The sequence below is a fragment of the Citrobacter koseri ATCC BAA-895 genome (assembly GCF_000018045.1).
Classification (GTDB): Bacteria; Pseudomonadota; Gammaproteobacteria; order Enterobacterales; family Enterobacteriaceae; genus Citrobacter_B; species Citrobacter_B koseri.
Map to the genome: position 1 here is coordinate 2,509,057 of NC_009792.1, position 17,177 is coordinate 2,526,233.

Genomic DNA, 17,177 nt, shown 5'->3' on the forward strand with positions numbered 1-17,177 from the left:
TTTGCACCAGATTGTTGATTGCCGGATGGCGGCGTAAGCACCTTATTCGGCCTACAAGAGCGCATTGTCCGTAGGCCTGATAAGCGCAGCACCATCAGGCGCTGAGCGATTCCTCACGCGCGCTGGCCGCCAGCTCTTCACCGGCAAGCTGTAGTTGGTACATCTGCCAGTAACGCCCTTGCGCTTCGAGCAGTTGTTGATGCGTACCGCGCTCGACCGCCTGCCCGCGATGCAGCACCAGAATGGTGTCCGCATCAACAATGGTTGACAGGCGATGTGCAATCACCACCAGCGTGGTGTGTTCACGCACTGCCGCCAGCGCTTGCTGAATCGCCTGCTCAGTACCGGAGTCAATGCTGGCGGTGGCTTCATCCAGAATCAGAACCTGCGGCGTATCAACCAGCACCCGCGCCAGCGCCAGCAGCTGTTTCTGCCCGACGGACAGATTATTGCCCTGCTCGCCCAGCCGGGTGTGGATACCCTCGCTCAGACTACGCGCCAGCTCCACCAGTTGCACGGTTTCCAGCGCCTGCCAGACCTGTTCCTCCGAAATATCGCGCCCCAGCGTAACGTTCGCCAGGAACGTATCCGCCATCACCACCGGGTCCTGCTGCACCATCGCGACTCCCTGACGTAAAACCCCGTGGCTCAACGTTGACAGCGAACGGTCGTCAAGGCGAATGTCTCCCTGTGTAAGCGGGTAATACCCCATCAGCAGGCTGGCGAGGGTACTCTTGCCGCTGCCGGTATGCCCGACCAGCGCCACAAAGCTGCGCGACGGAACGGAGAGCGTAATGTTTTGCAGCACCAGATTGTCGTCACGGTAGGCGAAGGAGACATCATCAACGTCAATCCTGCCCGACTGCAACGGGCGCTCATCCCGACCATAATCCTGGCGTGGGCCGTCCATCAGTTCGAATACGCGCTCCCCCGCCACCGCAGCCTGCTGCAACATCGACTGTTGGGTCGTCAGTTCAATCAATGGCTCGTTCAGACGCCCCAGATAGCTGATAAAGGCGTACAACACCCCGACTTCAATGGTGCCGCGCGAGGTAAAGCTAAACAGCATCAGTAATCCGCAGAGGATCAGCGCGGAAAAAAGGCTGAGCAGCGGGCGCAATAAAAAGCCGTCCAGTCGCAGGGTCTGCATCCGCGCCATATAGTGCGAGCGGCTGGCCTCCCCCATTCTCTCGCCGAACCGCGCCTGCTGGCGGAACTGCTGAATGACGCTCATGCCGTTAATGACCTCATTGAAGCCATCATTGATGTCCGCCAGATATGCCCGCACGCGGCGCACAATCGGCGTGCTATAGCGCTGGTAAATCACCATCACCACCAGCACCGCCGGGAAAATCGCCATCGCGACCAGCGCCATCCGCCAGTCGAGGCTGAACATGGCGACCAGCATCGCGCCAATTAACGCCGCGCTACGCAGCACCGTCGCCACGACCGTAACGTAAAGGTCGCGGATGACTTCCGTATCATTGGTCACGCGAGAGATCAGTTGCCCCACCGGCTGCGTGTCAAAGGCGCTCAGTGGCTGGCGCAAAGCGGCATCCATCACATCGGTACGCAGCTGTTGCACTACGCCGACGGCCGCCTGATTAAACAACAGCGACTGCGCATAATGCAGCCCCGCCGCCAGAAACTGTAAGCCAATGTACGCCGCCACCAGCCCCGCGACCATGCCCAGAGGCAGGTGGCTCTTCGCGACCATATTGTCGATAAAGTAGCTGATAAGTAACGGGCCGCTGACTTCCGCCGCTGCCGCGATCCACAGCATCACCACGGCGATGGCAAGCGGTTTACGCCACGGCGAACCATACGCCAGCAGCCTTTTCAGGGTCGGCCATAACTGTCCAAAACTACGCATCTGCCGTCTCCTCGTTGATTTCAGGAGCGTCAGTCAGCGCCGCCTCCAGTTGCTGATAGCGATACATATCGCGATACCAGCCCGTTTGCAGCACTAATTCATCGTGATCGCCACGCTGGGCGATATGGCCATGCTGCATCACGATAATCTCGTTGGCTTCCGTCAGAGCGGATAAGCGGTGCGCGCTAATAATCACGGTGCGCCCCTCTCCCCACTGGCGTAAATTATGCAGAATCTGGTGTTCGGTACGGCCATCCACCGCCGACAGCGCATCATCCAGAATCAGGATTTCCGCATTGAGCAGTAACGCGCGCGCAATAGAAATGCGCTGTTTTTGCCCGCCAGATAGCATGACGCCGCGTTCGCCCACTTCGGTGTCATATCCTTGAGGCAGACGCAAAATATCCTCATGCACGCTGGCCAGCCGCGCCACCTGTTCAATCTCTTCCTGCGTCGCGTTTGGGCGCCCCAGCGCGATGTTATTGCCGACCGTGTCGGAGAACAGGAACGGCGTCTGGCTGACGACCGCCAGGCGACTGCGCCAGCTATCAAGCTGCAAGCGCGTCAGCGGAATATCATGAAAACGGATATCCCCCTGCGTAATATCGAAATGGCGCTGAATAAGCGAAAGAAGAGTGCTTTTCCCCGCGCCCGTCGGCCCGCAGATCCCCAGCATCTGCCCTGGCTCAAGCTGGAATTGCACATTTTCCAGCGCCGGATGCGCGGTTTGCGGGTAGCTGAATTCACGAATGGAGACCGTCAGCGCTCCCCGCCCTTCCGGCACCGCCTCCGTTCCGTCGTTGACGACCGGCGCTTCCGCCAGCATCGCGCGGATACGGCTGTACGCTGCGCTACCGCGTTCCACAATGTTAAACATCCAGGCCAGCGCTAACATAGGCCAGATCATCAGCCCGAGGTACATCATAAAGCTGGTCAGTTCCCCAAGCGTCAGCGTACCGTGCACTACCATCCAGCTTCCGCCGCCGATGGCAAGCAGATTAGCCATGCCGATGGCAATATAAATCGTGGGATCAAAACGGGCGTCGATACGTGCTACCCGCATATTTTTCTTCCCGGTATCTTCCGCGTCCGCCGCAAACAGCGACGACTGTCGATCTTCAAGGCCAAAAGCTTTGATCATGCGAATGCTGGTCAGGCTCTCCTGGGTACGATCGTTCAGACTGGAAAACGCCGCCTGCGCCAGTTTGAAGCGGTTATGCAGACGGTCGCCGTAGCGCTTGATCATCAGCGCCATAATCGGCATAGGCAGCAGCGCGAACAGCGTCAGTTGCCAACTGAGCTGCGTTGACATCACGATCAGCACAGCGCAGCCCATCACCAGCGAATCCACCAGCGTGAGCACTCCTTCCCCGGCGGCAAAGACGACACGATCGACGTCGTTAGTCGCGCGCGCCATTAAGTCGCCGGTGCGGTGTCGCAGATAAAATTCAGGATGCTGACGACTGAGCTGGCGGTAGTAATCTTCACGCAGTTCAACCGCCAGTTGATAAGAGGCGCCGAACAGCAGCACGCGCCAGACATAGCGCAACAAATAGACGATTACCGCAATCATGGCCATCGTGCCCACCCACATCAATACCTGACCGGTAGTGAAATGTTGCGCAGTGACGCCATCCACAACGATCCCGACCACTTTGGGCGGGATCAGCTGAAGGACAGCGATAATGATAAGCAAGGCCACGGCGCCGAGATAGCGACGCCACTCCCGACGGAAGTACCAGCTTAATTGAGCAAATAATCGCACGCGTTATATCCTGACATGATTTCCAGCAATATTTTCCGGGAGAATTATTCAATAGGCAGAGCGGTTGTGTACTTAATCTGTTCCATCGCAAAGCTCGACGTTACGTCTGACAATCCCGGAACACTGTTCACCAGACGTTTGTAGAAGTCGTCATAACGCTTCATATCTGCTACCTGAACCCGCATCAGATAGTCGTATTCCCCGGCCATACGCCAGAACCCCAGCACTTCCGGCATTTCGGTGACCACCGTCACGAAGCGGCTGTACCATTCACTGCTGTGATGCTGGGTTTTGATCAGTACGAACGCCGTTAACCCCAGGCCCAATTTCTCCGGGTCCAGCAGCGCGACTTTACCGAGGAGAATGCCGTCGTCTTCCAGACGTTTCAGCCGTTTCCAGCAGGGTGTGGTGGTCAGATTAACGGCATCGGCCAGCGCCTGCAAAGAGAGGGTGCAGTCCTGCTGCAACAAAAGCAGCAGCTTACGGTCAATTTTATCTAACATACCCACCCCACAGAGAAGATTTTTCTCCCTACATTCTATTTTAAAGGTGAAATGGCAACAATTTTTTCCGTGCTTTTCGCTAATCTGGGCACAAAATGACAAATGGAAATTAATGATGAATAGCACCTGGGTTAAAAACGCCATTAATGAAATTAACGCTGACTATCAGCGTTCAGCCGACACGCATCTGATCCGGTTGTCGCTACCAGCGTTTCCGGGCATCCAGATCTACCTGAAGGATGAAAGCACCCATCCGACCGGCAGCCTGAAGCACCGTCTGGCGCGTTCATTGTTCCTGTATGGGTTGTGTAACGGCTGGATTAAAGAAAACACGACCATTATTGAATCCTCCTCCGGTTCAACGGCGGTTTCCGAAGCCTGGTTCGCCCGACTGCTCGGCCTGCCGTTTATCGCGGTAATGCCTTCCTGCACGGCAAAACGCAAAATCGAACAAATTGCGTTTTATGGCGGTCGCTGCCACTTTGTCGAAAGCGCCTGCGAGATTTACGCCGCCTCTGAGCAGCTGGCGCACGAACTGAACGGTCACTATATGGATCAGTTCACCTATGCCGAACGCGCCACCGACTGGCGCGGCAACAATAATATCGCCGACAGTATTTTCCATCAGATGCAGCGTGAGCCTAATCCGGTGCCGAAGCATATCGTGATGAGCGCGGGGACGGGCGGCACGTCAGCGACAATTGGCCGCTATATTCGCTGTCATGGGTATGACACGCGCCTGATGGTGGTTGACCCGGAAAACTCGGTCTTCCTGCCCTACTGGCAGGATCGCGACGCCACATTGCGCAGCCCGGTGGGCAGCAAAATTGAGGGGATTGGCCGCCCGCGCGTGGAACCCTCCTTCATCCCGGATGTGGTGGACGAAATGCTGCGCGTACCCGACGCCGCCAGCGTCGCGACCGCGCACTGGCTGGAAACACAGCTGGGCCGTAAAGTGGGCGCCTCCACCGGCACTAATATGTGGGGAACGTTGCAGATCGCAGCCAGAATGCGCGACGCCGGAGAGACCGGTTCTCTCGTCACGCTGCTGTGTGACAGCGGCGAACGCTATCTCGACACCTATTACAATCCCCAGTGGGTTAACGATCACATTGGCGATTTAGCGCCGTGGCAGGCGGAAATTGCCCAACTGCTGAACGTCCGTTAAGCGGCATAAAAAAAGCCAGGCTTTACGGGCCTGGCTTGCTGGAAAGGATCGCTCATTCGGGGGAATAAGGTAGATGCGGATTATCCAGCCAATGCGTTAAAAAGTGAGAGACCGCCTGATTACGACAATGGCCAATCACTGAAAGATGAGGCAGTTCAGCGATCAGTTGCGGCATCGCGTTGCCCATAATCAAACCACGTCCCACGCTCTCCAGCATTTCGCGATCGTTCATCGCATCGCCAAACGCCATGCATTCCGTCAGCGACAGCCCCAAATGGTCGCTTAATACCGCCAGCGCGGAACCTTTATTACAGCCGAGCGGCAGCACTTCCAGACAATCCACAGCGGAAAAGCAGAGATTCGCCCGCTCGCCCAGCGCCTCATTCAGTTGAATACGCAGCCGGATCAGATCGTCGTGATCGCCACAGAAACAGATCTTAGTGACCTGGTGGGCCGGGATACGTTTGACATCCACGATCTGATAGTGGAACCCGCTGTAGACATGCGCCTGTAATAGCGCGGGGATCGCGCTCCCCGTAAACCAGCCGTTATCGTTGAATACGTGCATACTGGCCCGGGTATCCCACGCCTGGTGCAATACGCGATCCGCAATGGCGGGGTCCAGATCCTGGCGATGCAGCATATCGCCTTCCTGCGAATGAATGCGCGTCCCGTTGCCGGTTATCAAAAACGCATCCATTGAGATGGCCCCCAGAATATGCCGCATTTCCAGCACATGCCGACCGGTCGCAAACGTCAAAGTGATATCGCGTTCACGCAGGCGCGCCAGCGTTGCAAGGGTCTCATGACCCAGATGGTGGTTTGGCATCAAAAGCGTGCCATCCATATCAAATGCAGCCAGACGAGCCATCTCTTTCTCCACACTGTGACGCAATTAACTTGTGATTGAGTATCACCTGAGATATACGGAAGTAATAGTGAATAGATAAAATGAATTGTTCCGGGTTTCAATGCGACTTCTCAACCGTTTAAAACAATATCAACGTCTCTGGCAGCCCTCAGCCGGAGAACCTCAGTCGGTCACCGTTGGGGAACTGGCGGAGCGCTGTTTTTGTAGCGAACGCCACATCCGTACGCTACTACGCCAGGCGCAGGAAGCCGGTTGGTTAACATGGGAGGCGCAATCCGGGCGGGGTAAGCGCGGTAAACTGCAATTTCTGGTCACGCCGGAGTCACTGCGCAATACCATGATGGAACAAGCGCTGGAAAAAGGTCAGCAGCTTAATGTGCTGGAGCTGGCACAGCTGGCGCCAGGCGAACTGCGTACCATGCTGCAACCGTTTATGGGCGGGCAGTGGCAAAACGACACGCCAACCCTGCGTATTCCCTACTATCGTCCGCTGGACCCGTTGCATCCGGGATTTCTGCCCGGTCGCGCAGAACAGCATCTTGCGGGACAAATTTTCTCCGGCCTCACCCGCTTTGACAACGCCAGCCAGCGCCCCTGCGGGGATTTAGCACATCACTGGGATATCTCCGCCGACGGTATGCGCTGGGATTTTTATATTCGCTCTACCCTGCACTGGCATAATGGCGATACGGTAGAAACTGCGCAGCTGCACGCACGCCTGCTGATGCTGCTTGACCTGCCAGCCCTCAATAAATTGTTTATCAGCGTCAAGCGGATTGAAGTCACCCATCTGCAATGCCTGACGTTCATTCTCCATCGCCCTGATTACTGGCTGGCGCACCGTCTGGCAAGCTACTGTAGCCACCTGGCGCACCCGCATCAGCCGCTGTCAGGCACCGGACCTTTTCGGCTGACGTTATTTACGCCGGAGCTGGTACGCCTGGAAAGCCACGACAATTATCATCTTTGCCACCCGCTGCTAAAGGCGATTGAATACTGGATCACGCCTCAGCTTTTTGACCAGGATTTAGGCACCAGCTGCCGCCATCCGGTACAGATCGCCATCGGCAACCCTGAGGAGCTGGCCTCACTTAGCCAGGTGAGCAGCGGTATTAGCCTGGGATTTTGCTACCTGACGCTTAAAAAAGGCTCGAAACTCAGCCTGCAACAGGCGCGTCGCCTGGTAGACATCATTCATCATACGTCGTTATTACAGACGCTGCCGGTAGATGAAAATCTGATCACGCCCAGCAACGCGCTGCTGCCAGGCTGGGTAATGCCGAAATGGAAGGGGCTGGAATCCGTTGAATTACCGAAAAAACTGACGCTGGTTTACCACCTTCCCGTTGAGTTGCACACCATGGCGGAGCAACTCCAGCAATATCTGGCAACGCTCGGCTGTGAATTAACGTTGATTTTCCACAACGCGAAAAACTGGGATAACTGCCCTTCGCTGGCAAAAGCGGATCTCATGATGGGCGACAGGCTGATTGGCGAAGCGCCGGAATATACGCTTGAGCAGTGGCTACGCTGCGATCAACTCTGGCCGCATGTGCTGGATGCCCCTGCTTTCGCCCATCTTCAGGCCACGCTGGATGCCTTACAAACGCAGCCCGGTGAAGACGACCGCTATACTGCGTTACAACAGGTATTCACGAGTCTGATGAATGACGCCACGCTTACGCCGCTTTTTAACTATCACTACCGTATTAGCGCGCCGCCGGGCGTCAATGGCGTTCAACTCAATCCACGCGGCTGGTTTGAGTTTGAGAAAGCATGGCTTCCGCCGCCGCGCGGTGAAGAAGCTGGTCGCGGCCATCCGCAGGCGCTACCATAGCGTTTTTCGTTTTTGTCAGGATAAGTTATGAAACGTGCCGTCGTTGTATTCAGTGGAGGCCAGGACTCCACAACCTGTCTGGCGCAAGCGCTGCATCAGTATGATGAAGTGCACTGCGTCACCTTTGATTATGGTCAGCGTCATCGCGCTGAGATTGATGTTGCACGTGATCTAGCCTTAAAACTCGGCGCGCGTGCGCATAAGGTGCTGGACGTAACGCTGCTGAGCGAACTGGCGGTCAGTAGCCTGACGCGCGATAACATTCCCGTACCGGACTATGAACCGGATGCCGACGGTATTCCGAATACGTTTGTCCCTGGGCGTAATATTCTGTTTCTGACTCTGGCGGCGATTTACGCCTATCAGGTGAAAGCCGAAGCGGTGATCACCGGCGTTTGCGAGACAGATTTCTCCGGCTACCCGGACTGCCGCGATGAGTTTGTCAAAGCGCTGAATCATGCCGTCACCCTGGGTATGGCGAAGGATATTCGCTTTGAAACCCCGCTGATGTGGATTGATAAAGCCGAAACCTGGGCACTCGCTGATTACTGGGGCAAGCTGGATCTGGTGCGTGAAGAGACGCTGACCTGTTATAACGGCATCAAAGGTGACGGTTGTGGGCAGTGCGCCGCCTGTAATCTGCGCGCCAACGGCCTGAACCATTATCTGGCGGATAAACCGGCAGTGATGGCGGCAATGAAGCAGAAAACAGGGTTAAAGTGATCGTTTTGCCGGATGGCGGTGCACGCACCTTATCCGGCCTGGCGACATTCACCGTGGTCAATGTCGCCCGCAGGCCTGATAAGCGAAGCGCCATCAGGCAACTTTCCGTTACTTCACCATCTGCTCCAGTTTCTCGCGTAATTCACCTTCCAGCGGCAATGCTTTCTGCGTTTTCAAATCAATACAGACAAAAGTAATCTGCGCGTCCACCACAACCTGCCCTTCCGGCTCAAGCGTAATGACCTGGCTTAAAATGCCGCTCTTCCCGTTTAACTGCTGCACCTGACTGGTGACGGTCAGCAGATCGCTCAGCACGGCGGGGCGACGGTAGTTAATATTAATATTCACCACCACAAAAGCGATGTTGCGGGCCGTCATCCATTGAAAGCTGTCACTGTTTTCCAGCCCATCCCAGCGTGCTTCTTCAAGAAACTCAAGATAGCGGGCATTATTAACGTGCTGATAAACATCAAGGTGATAACCACGGACTTTGATTTGTGTTTGCATAGCGCAATAACCTTACGTTGTTGTTATAGGAACAGAGGCCATAACTGGTATGACCTCATTATCCTGGCAAACTTTTGCCACAGTGCAAGTTATTACAGCGTCAACACCGCCAGATTGCGTTCCACCAGCGAACTCCCCATCCCCGGAACCTGCTTTAAATCATCCACCGTTTTAAACGGCCCATACTCTTCCCGATAGTTGACTATCGCCTGCGCTTTTTTCAGCCCGACGCCATTCATCACCCGCGCCAGATCTTCCGCTGAAGCCGTGTTGATACTGACCCTCGCGCCTTCATCATCACTGGCCTTTGCAGGTACGGAGGCTTTAGTCTGCGCGGACGCAGACGAATCCGCCTTTGTTTGTACCACCTGATTTTTCTCTACCGTTCCGGCAGCCAGCGCGTTGTGCGTCATGCCTGCGCAGGCCAGAGTCATCGTGACCAGCAGTGCGTTGATTCCATGTTTCATACTGTTTTCTCCTTGTGTGTTAACAGTGGCATCACGATAGCGGGGCGGAGAAAGGCAAACAAATAGCAAATATCAGAAATGGAAAAGGCCGCGAAGGCGGCCTTTGAGGGTTACAACTTTTTGCAGTTTTTTGCGAAGCGTCTCGGTGATTACTGCTGTTCCAACGCATCGCCGACTTTGATTTTCGCCGCTTTACGCAGGTTACTCATCAGCGCTTCAAAGGTAATCTGCGCGTTATTCTGGGTAATACCCTGAACCATCGCTTTTTTCTGCTCTTCCGGCATAGAGCCCGCTTTCACGTCGTCCAGCGCCAGCAGCACAACGTTGCCCTGCATATCGTTAGCGACGCCATAGCTCGGCTTATCTTTCTCTGGCAGACCCAGCGCAAACGCAGCCTGGCTTACCGGGTCCTGCCCGGTACGGCTCAGCGTTTTCGCTTCGCCAAAGCTCAGACCGGCCGCTTTCATCGCTTCTGCGCCTTTACCCGCTTTCAGCTCAACCAGCAGTTTGTCAGCATCCAGTTTTGCCTGCTGCTCTGCTTTGTTGTGCTTAACGAGCGCAGCCACCTGCTCTTTCACGTCAGCCAGAGGCTTAACCGCTTCAGGTTTATGCTCGCTGATGCGCAGCACGAATGCGCGGTCGCCATCCACGGTGATGATATCGGAGTTGCTGCCCGGCGTACCGTTCTCGCCAACCAGACCGCCGTTGAAGATAGCATCGGCAACCGGTTTAAAATTCAGCTCTTCTGGCAGGTTGTCATGGCTGAACCAGCCGGTTTCAACCGCTTTCACGCCAGCGGCCTGTTCAGCGCCCGCCAGAGATTCGGTATCGTTGCTCGCCGCATCGCTGACTTTTTGTTGCAGCGCGTAATAGGCATCCAGCGCTTTTTCCTGCTTCACTTTCGCGGCAATGTCATCACGCGCTTCGCTCAGCGGTTTCACTTTCGCAGGCTGAACATCATCCAGACGCGCGACCAGGAAGCCAACAGAAGATTTAATCACGCCAGACAGCTGGCCTTTTTCTTTCAGACCGGCATTTTTCAGTTCGTCCGGCGTGGTGGCGTCTTCCAGCCAGCCCATATCGCCGCCGTTGCGCGCAGAGATAATATCTGCGGATTTCTCTTTCGCCAGCGCGGCAAAATCACCGCCTTTGTTCAGCGCGTCCAGCACCGCTTTCGCTTCATCTTCCGTTTTGGTCTGAATGACGCTGTAACGATTACGCTGCGGCTGGGTGAACTGATCCTGATGCTGGTCATAGTAAGACTGGATATCCGCATCGTTGACCGTTTCCTGCATGGCAGCCGCATCCAGCTTGATGTAGCTCACGCGGAACTGCTCCGGGGTCATAAAGCGGTTCTTGTTCTGCTCGTAGTAGCTGGACACTTCCTGATCGGTAGCCTGCTGCTTCGCAGCCAGTGCGTTCACGTCAATCGTCGCTTCACGCACCACACGCTGCTGCGCGACTAACGCCGCCAGCTCGTCCGTTTCACCTTTCAGCATGAAATCAGTACCGGCAACGCCAGCAATCAGTTGTTGGGTGGTGAGCTGGTTACGCAATGCCTGAGCATACTGATCGGCTGTCATCCCCATCTGATTCACAATCGCGTTGTAGCGGTTGTTATCAAATTTGCCGTCAACCTGGAAAGCCGCCGTTGAAAAGATGGCCTGCTTAACCTGTTCGTCGCTGATGCTGAGTTTAAGCTCATGCGCGTATTGATCCAGCAAGGCTTCATCGATAAGACGATTCAGTACCTGCTGACGCAGCGTTTTCATGTAGCCTTCATTCGCCGCCAGTTCAGAATACTGATCGCCCAGCTGCTGCTGCATACGATTACGTTCGCTGTTAAACGCATTCTCAAACTGCGAGCGGCTGATTTCCTGGTCATTCACTTTTGCGGCGTAGTTATTGCTTCCGCCAATCAGGTAACCACTCACGCCGGTCAAAATGAACGACACGATAATGATACCGAAAATAATCTTGAGCACGAGACTGTTAGCAGCCGTGCGTAAGCTGTCCATCATGGTGTAACCACACTCCGCTGTAGGTGACTGTTTTGCGTATTCATACTTCACGCAGCATAGCGTTTTCTGAACGCTGCGCGGAAAGCTGTATTGTGACAAGAAACCGGGGTAATTGTCAGCCCACAACCAGCATAAACTCAAATAAAGTAGTACTGGACAAATAAAAAAGGCACATCAGATGATGCGCCCTTGTACTTTGTCACATCCCCAGGGGGAGAAGCTCTTAGTTTACCGCGTCTTTCAGCGCTTTACCTGCACGGAAACCCGGCACTTTAGCGGCGGCGATGGTGATCTCTTTACCTGTTTGCGGGTTGCGACCAGTACGGGCAGCACGCTCTTTAACAGCAAAAGTACCAAAACCTACCAGCGCTACATCATCACCTTCTTTCAGTGATTCAGTGACAGAAGCAATAATTGCATCTAACGCACGTCCAGCCGCAGCCTTAGAGATATCAGCCCCTGCAGCAATTTTGTCGATCAGTTGAGATTTATTCACTCTTCTCTTCCTCTTTTATAATTTATATCGCACCGGAATCCTTCAAAGTGCGACCGCGCAGCAGTTATATCAGGCCTGCCATGCCCTTACAACACCCGTTAATGATGGCAAGCCCGATCCGTCATCTAAATTAGCTATACAAAAAAAGGCTGGCAAGCACGAAATGCCCTGCCAGCCCTGTTTTTCTTAGCGCTATTTGCGCGAGGTCACTATTTTGCGGTGACAACCTGTATGCCGGACGGCTCATTTTGCAACGCAAGAGTCAGAACTTCCTCAATGCGTTTCACCGGATGAATGTCCAGATCGGCAATAACGTTGTCTGGAATCTCTTCCAGATCGCGTTTATTCTCAAACGGAATTAACACGGTTTTGATCCCACCACGGTGCGCCGCCAGCAGTTTCTCTTTCAGGCCGCCGATAGGCAGTACCTGGCCTCGCAGGGTAATTTCCCCGGTCATCGCCACATCAGCGCGAACAGGATTACCCGTCAGGCAGGAGACCAGCGCGGTACACATCGCAATACCGGCGCTCGGGCCGTCTTTCGGCGTCGCCCCTTCCGGTACGTGAACGTGGATGTCACGTTTTTCGTAAAAGTCTGGATTAATACCCAGTTTTTCCGCACGCGCACGCACCACGGTCAGCGCCGCCTGAATAGATTCCTGCATAACCTCACCGAGAGAACCGGTGTAAGTCAGTTTGCCTTTACCCGGCACACAGGCGGTTTCGATGGTCAGCAGGTCGCCGCCCACTTCCGTCCATGCCAGACCCGTTACCTGACCCACACGGTTTTCGTTGTCCGCGCGGCCATAGTCAAAGCGCTGTACGCCGAGGTAGTCATGCAGGTTATCGCCATCGATCACAATGTGTTTCAGCGACTTATCCAGCAGCAGCTGTTTCACGGCTTTGCGGCACAGTTTGGAGATTTCACGCTCCAGGCTACGCACGCCCGCTTCACGGGTGTAGTAACGGATAATGCCGATAATGGCGCTATCCTCAACCGTCAGCTCGCCTTTCTTCAGCGCGTTACGCTCGATCTGTTTCGGCAGCAGGTGCTGTTTAGCAATGTTCAGCTTCTCGTCTTCGGTATAACCGGACAGACGAATCACTTCCATACGATCCAACAGCGGCGCCGGAATGTTCATGGAGTTGGAGGTGGCAACAAACATCACGTCGCTGAGATCGTAATCCACTTCCAGGTAGTGATCGCTGAACGCCACGTTCTGCTCAGGGTCCAGCACCTCAAGCAGCGCAGAGGCCGGATCGCCACGCATGTCGGAAGACATTTTGTCGATCTCATCGAGCAGGAACAGCGGGTTTTTAACGCCCACTTTGGCCATTTTCTGGATCAGTTTACCCGGCATAGAGCCGATGTATGTCCGGCGGTGGCCGCGGATTTCTGCTTCATCACGCACGCCGCCGAGCGCCATACGGATATATTTACGCCCGGTCGCTTTGGCGATGGACTGGCCCAGAGACGTTTTACCTACCCCCGGCGGCCCAACCAGACACAGGATCGGCCCTTTGATTTTGTTTACACGGCTTTGTACCGCGAGATACTCAAGGATGCGATCTTTCACACGCTCCAGACCGTAATGGTCTGTGTCGAGAATTTCCTGCGCCTGACGCAGGTCTTTTTTGACCTTGCTACGCGCGTTCCACGGCACCTGCACCATCCAGTCGATGTAGCCGCGTACAACCGTCGCTTCCGCCGACATCGGAGACATCATTTTCAGCTTCTGCAATTCTGCTTCCGCTTTCTCTTTTGCCTCTTTCGGCATTTTCGCCGCGTCGATTTTACGCTTCAGCGCTTCGTTTTCATCCGGCGCGTCGTCCATCTCGCCCAGTTCTTTCTGAATGGCTTTCATTTGCTCATTCAGATAGTACTCACGCTGAGATTTCTCCATCTGCTTTTTAACGCGGTTGCGAATACGCTTCTCAACCTGCAACAGATCGATTTCAGATTCCATCATCGCCATCAGATATTCCAGACGTTCGTTAACGTCGGACATCTCCAGCACGGACTGCTTATCCGCCAGTTTCAGCGGCATATGGGCTGCGATGGTGTCCGCCAGACGCGCAGGATCGTCAATGCTATTGAGCGACGTCAGCACTTCCGGTGGGATTTTTTTGTTCAGCTTGATGTAGCCTTCGAACTGACTGATGGCAGTGCGCACCAGCACTTCCTGCTCGCGCTCATCAATCGCTGGCGATTCAAGGTATTCCGCCTTAGCGGAAAAGTGTTCGCCGTTATCTGACAGCGCAGAAATACGCGCGCGCTGCAACCCCTCAACCAGCACTTTGACAGTACCGTCAGGCAGTTTCAGCATTTGCAAAATTGAGGCCACGGTCCCGACGGTGAAAAGATCGTTTACACCCGGCTCATCCGTTGATGCTTCTTTCTGGGCGACCAGCATGATTTTTTTATCATGGTCCATAGCCGCTTCCAGACAACGGATAGATTTTTCCCGCCCTACAAATAAGGGTATGACCATGTGCGGATAAACCACCACATCGCGCAACGGCAATACGGGGATTTCAATGCGTTCAGAACGCTCAGGATTCATAGAGCTCTCTCTTAGTTTAGTGTCCGCCAGGTAATCAGACTGTGCGACTGTGCTTCACGCAGCCATTAACATGTATGTCAGTATATGGGGATGTTTCCCACACATTCAACGCCATGTTTACGGAAAAATAAAAGGGGGGATAAAATCCCCCTTTTTCGTTAACTGATTGTATGAGTTGGTTAATTATTCACCAGATGCCTGCTGCGCTTCCGGCTTGCCGTAAATCAGCAACGGCTTGCTCTGGCCGCCGATGACGGACTCGTCGATAACCACTTTTTCGACGTCTTCCATAGAAGGCAGATCGTACATGGTATCAAGCAGCGCCGCTTCAACGATGGAACGCAGACCACGGGCGCCGGTTTTACGCGCCATCGCTTTCTTCGCGATAGCATCCAGCGCTTCGTCACGAAATTCCAGATCGACGCCTTCCAGGTTAAACAGCGCCTGATACTGTTTGGTCAGGGCGTTTTTCGGCTCTTTCAGGATCTGGATCAGCGCTTCTTCACTCAGCTCATTCAGCGTCGCCACAACCGGCAGACGACCAATGAACTCAGGAATCAGACCAAATTTGATCAGATCTTCCGGCTCAACCTGCGCCAGCAGTTCGCCTTCGCTGGCCTTGTCGGATTTCGCTTTAACCGTTGCGCCAAAACCAATGCCGGAGCCGGTTTCAACACGGTTAGCAATCACTTTATCCAGACCGGCGAACGCGCCGCCGCAGATAAACAGGATCTTAGAGGTATCAACCTGCAAGAACTCCTGCTGCGGATGCTTGCGTCCTCCCTGCGGCGGAACGGCGGCAACTGTCCCTTCGATCAGTTTCAACAGCGCCTGCTGTACGCCTTCACCGGAAACGTCACGGGTGATGGACGGGTTGTCAGACTTACGGGAAATCTTGTCGATTTCATCGATGTAGACAATACCGCGCTGCGCTTTCTGCACATCGTAATCGCATTTTTGCAACAGCTTCTGAATGATGTTCTCAACATCTTCGCCCACATAACCGGCTTCGGTCAGGGTGGTGGCATCCGCCATGGTGAACGGTACGTCCAGCAGACGCGCCAGCGTTTCGGCCAGCAGCGTTTTACCGGAACCGGTCGGCCCGATCAGCAGAATGTTACTTTTGCCCAACTCAACGCCATTGCTGGTGTCGCCGTTGCGCAGACGTTTGTAGTGGTTGTATACCGCGACCGCCAGCACTTTTTTCGCCTGCTCCTGGCCGATAACATAATCGTCCAGATGGTTGCGAATTTCATGTGGCGTCGGCAGCGCACTGCGTTCACGGTGCGGTGCCACTTCCTTAATCTCTTCGCGAATAATGTCGTTACATAGATCAACACATTCGTCGCAGATATACACGGATGGACCGGCAATCAGCTTGCGCACTTCATGCTGGCTTTTGCCGCAAAAAGAGCAGTACAACAATTTGCCCGAGCCATCTTTGCGTTTATCTGTCATGAGTCAAAACCTCTTCTTTGTTCTTTGTGCCGCACACGACGACGCAAATGCCATTCTCAGGCGCAAGTCGCTTGTCAGCGTTGTGCCGCCCCTGGATAGTATTATAGCGGCACACCTGCGCCCTGGGCATCAATTACGATGGGTCAAAATCGAGTCGACCAGACCGTACTCCACCGCTTCAGACGCGGAGAGGAAGCGGTCGCGCTCGGTATCACGTTCAATCTGCTCAAGAGACTGACCCGTATGGTGCGCCATAAGTTCATTCATGCGCCCTTTCACCTTCAGGATTTCACGGGCATGAATTTCAATATCTGTCGCCTGGCCCTGATAACCGCCGAGAGGCTGGTGAATCATGACGCGAGAGTTAGGCAGGCAGAAACGTTTGCCTTTTGCGCCAGCAGTCAGCAGGAACGCGCCCATAGAAGCCGCCTGGCCCATACAAATCGTGCTAACGTCCGGCTTAATAAACTGCATGGTGTCGTAGATAGACATCCCTGCGGTGATAACCCCGCCTGGGGAGTTAATGTACAGGTAGATATCTTTTTCCGGGTTTTCCGCTTCCAGGAACAGCATCTGCGCCACAATCAGGTTAGCCATATGGTCTTCGACCTGGCCAGTCAGAAAAATGACACGTTCCTTAAGTAGACGAGAATAGATATCAAAAGAGCGCTCACCACGTGAGGTCTGTTCAATGACCATCGGCACCAGCGCCATATGGGGTGCAAAGTTATCTCGTTCGCCGCTGTATGACATTTCCGTCTCCTGGATAAAAATTGAAAAAACCTGCTGTACCGATTGTAACCTTATGGACGGATTATCAGCTAGTCCCTCTGTTATGGGTACGGCATCGCCATAATTCAAGCATAACAATCTTTTGTTGTAACGCTAACACTGAAACGCTGTTTTCGCACTCTTCCATGCAAA

Annotated in this window: 14 protein-coding genes; 3 read left to right on the forward strand and 11 right to left on the reverse strand. The window is 54.4% G+C overall.

From position 1 onward, the window contains the following. Positions 1–94: 94 nt before the first annotated feature. From CKO_RS11525 to decR, 3 genes are read right to left on the reverse strand one after another with little or no spacing between them, the layout of a single operon-like run. Positions 95–1,873 (reverse strand): SmdB family multidrug efflux ABC transporter permease/ATP-binding protein, encoded by a 1,779-nt coding sequence (locus CKO_RS11525; RefSeq protein ID WP_012133532.1) that lies wholly within the window; start codon positions 1,871–1,873, stop codon positions 95–97. Next, positions 1,866–3,638, reverse strand: coding sequence for a SmdA family multidrug ABC transporter permease/ATP-binding protein (locus CKO_RS11530; RefSeq protein ID WP_024130591.1), 1,773 nt, complete (start codon positions 3,636–3,638; stop codon positions 1,866–1,868). The genes CKO_RS11525 and CKO_RS11530 overlap by 8 nt, the downstream gene beginning before the upstream one ends. 44 nt (positions 3,639–3,682) lie before the next feature. Continuing rightward, complete coding sequence (gene decR / locus CKO_RS11535) at positions 3,683–4,141, reverse strand: DNA-binding transcriptional regulator DecR (protein WP_012133534.1); 459 nt, start codon at positions 4,139–4,141, stop codon at positions 3,683–3,685. A 112-nt stretch (positions 4,142–4,253) separates the two neighbouring features. On the opposite strand from decR, the gene CKO_RS11540 reads away from it, so the two are divergent. Continuing rightward, complete coding sequence (locus CKO_RS11540) at positions 4,254–5,309, forward strand: PLP-dependent cysteine synthase family protein (protein WP_012133535.1); 1,056 nt, start codon at positions 4,254–4,256, stop codon at positions 5,307–5,309. A 52-nt stretch (positions 5,310–5,361) separates the two neighbouring features. Here the strand turns inward: CKO_RS11540 and cof are convergent, their stop codons facing one another. Then, entirely contained in the window at positions 5,362–6,180 is an 819-nt protein-coding gene (gene cof, locus CKO_RS11545) for an HMP-PP phosphatase (protein ID WP_024130593.1), read from the reverse strand. Between the two features lie 100 nt (positions 6,181–6,280). Here cof and CKO_RS11550 point away from each other — a divergent pair, with 100 nt between their 5' ends. Together CKO_RS11550 and queC are read left to right on the forward strand one after the other, a co-directional pair. After that, entirely contained in the window at positions 6,281–8,017 is a 1,737-nt protein-coding gene (locus CKO_RS11550; RefSeq protein ID WP_012133537.1) for an SgrR family transcriptional regulator, read from the forward strand. A 27-nt stretch (positions 8,018–8,044) separates the two neighbouring features. Next, positions 8,045–8,740, forward strand: coding sequence for a 7-cyano-7-deazaguanine synthase QueC (queC, locus tag CKO_RS11555; RefSeq protein WP_012133538.1), 696 nt, complete (start codon positions 8,045–8,047; stop codon positions 8,738–8,740). A 108-nt stretch (positions 8,741–8,848) separates the two neighbouring features. Here queC and fadM read toward each other — a convergent pair whose 3' ends face one another. The 7 genes from fadM to clpP form a co-directional block, all read right to left on the reverse strand. After that, the gene (gene fadM / locus CKO_RS11560) at positions 8,849–9,247 is read right to left on the reverse strand and encodes a long-chain acyl-CoA thioesterase FadM (protein WP_012133539.1); all 399 of its coding nucleotides are present in this window, start codon (positions 9,245–9,247) and stop codon (positions 8,849–8,851) included. A gap of 92 nt (positions 9,248–9,339) precedes the next feature. Then, complete coding sequence (locus CKO_RS11565) at positions 9,340–9,714, reverse strand: helix-hairpin-helix domain-containing protein (protein WP_012133540.1); 375 nt, start codon at positions 9,712–9,714, stop codon at positions 9,340–9,342. Between the two features lie 149 nt (positions 9,715–9,863). Then, the gene (gene ppiD, locus CKO_RS11570) at positions 9,864–11,735 is read right to left on the reverse strand and encodes a peptidylprolyl isomerase (protein ID WP_012133541.1); all 1,872 of its coding nucleotides are present in this window, start codon (positions 11,733–11,735) and stop codon (positions 9,864–9,866) included. Positions 11,736–11,958: 223 nt separating this feature from the next. Beyond that, positions 11,959–12,231, reverse strand: a complete 273-nt coding sequence (gene hupB, locus CKO_RS11575) for a nucleoid-associated protein HU-beta (RefSeq protein ID WP_003021629.1) — start codon at positions 12,229–12,231, stop codon at positions 11,959–11,961. A 209-nt stretch (positions 12,232–12,440) separates the two neighbouring features. Then, complete coding sequence (gene lon, locus CKO_RS11580; protein ID WP_012133542.1) at positions 12,441–14,795, reverse strand: endopeptidase La; 2,355 nt, start codon at positions 14,793–14,795, stop codon at positions 12,441–12,443. A 183-nt stretch (positions 14,796–14,978) separates the two neighbouring features. After that, a complete protein-coding gene (gene clpX / locus CKO_RS11585; RefSeq protein ID WP_012133543.1) occupies positions 14,979–16,253 on the reverse strand; it encodes an ATP-dependent protease ATP-binding subunit ClpX in 1,275 nt (424 codons plus the stop codon). 129 nt (positions 16,254–16,382) lie between these two features. Then, positions 16,383–17,006 carry an ATP-dependent Clp endopeptidase proteolytic subunit ClpP gene (gene clpP / locus CKO_RS11590; protein WP_003021624.1) on the reverse strand — a complete coding sequence of 208 codons (624 nt, stop codon included), beginning with the start codon at positions 17,004–17,006 and terminating at the stop codon, positions 16,383–16,385. Positions 17,007–17,177 lie beyond the last annotated feature (171 nt).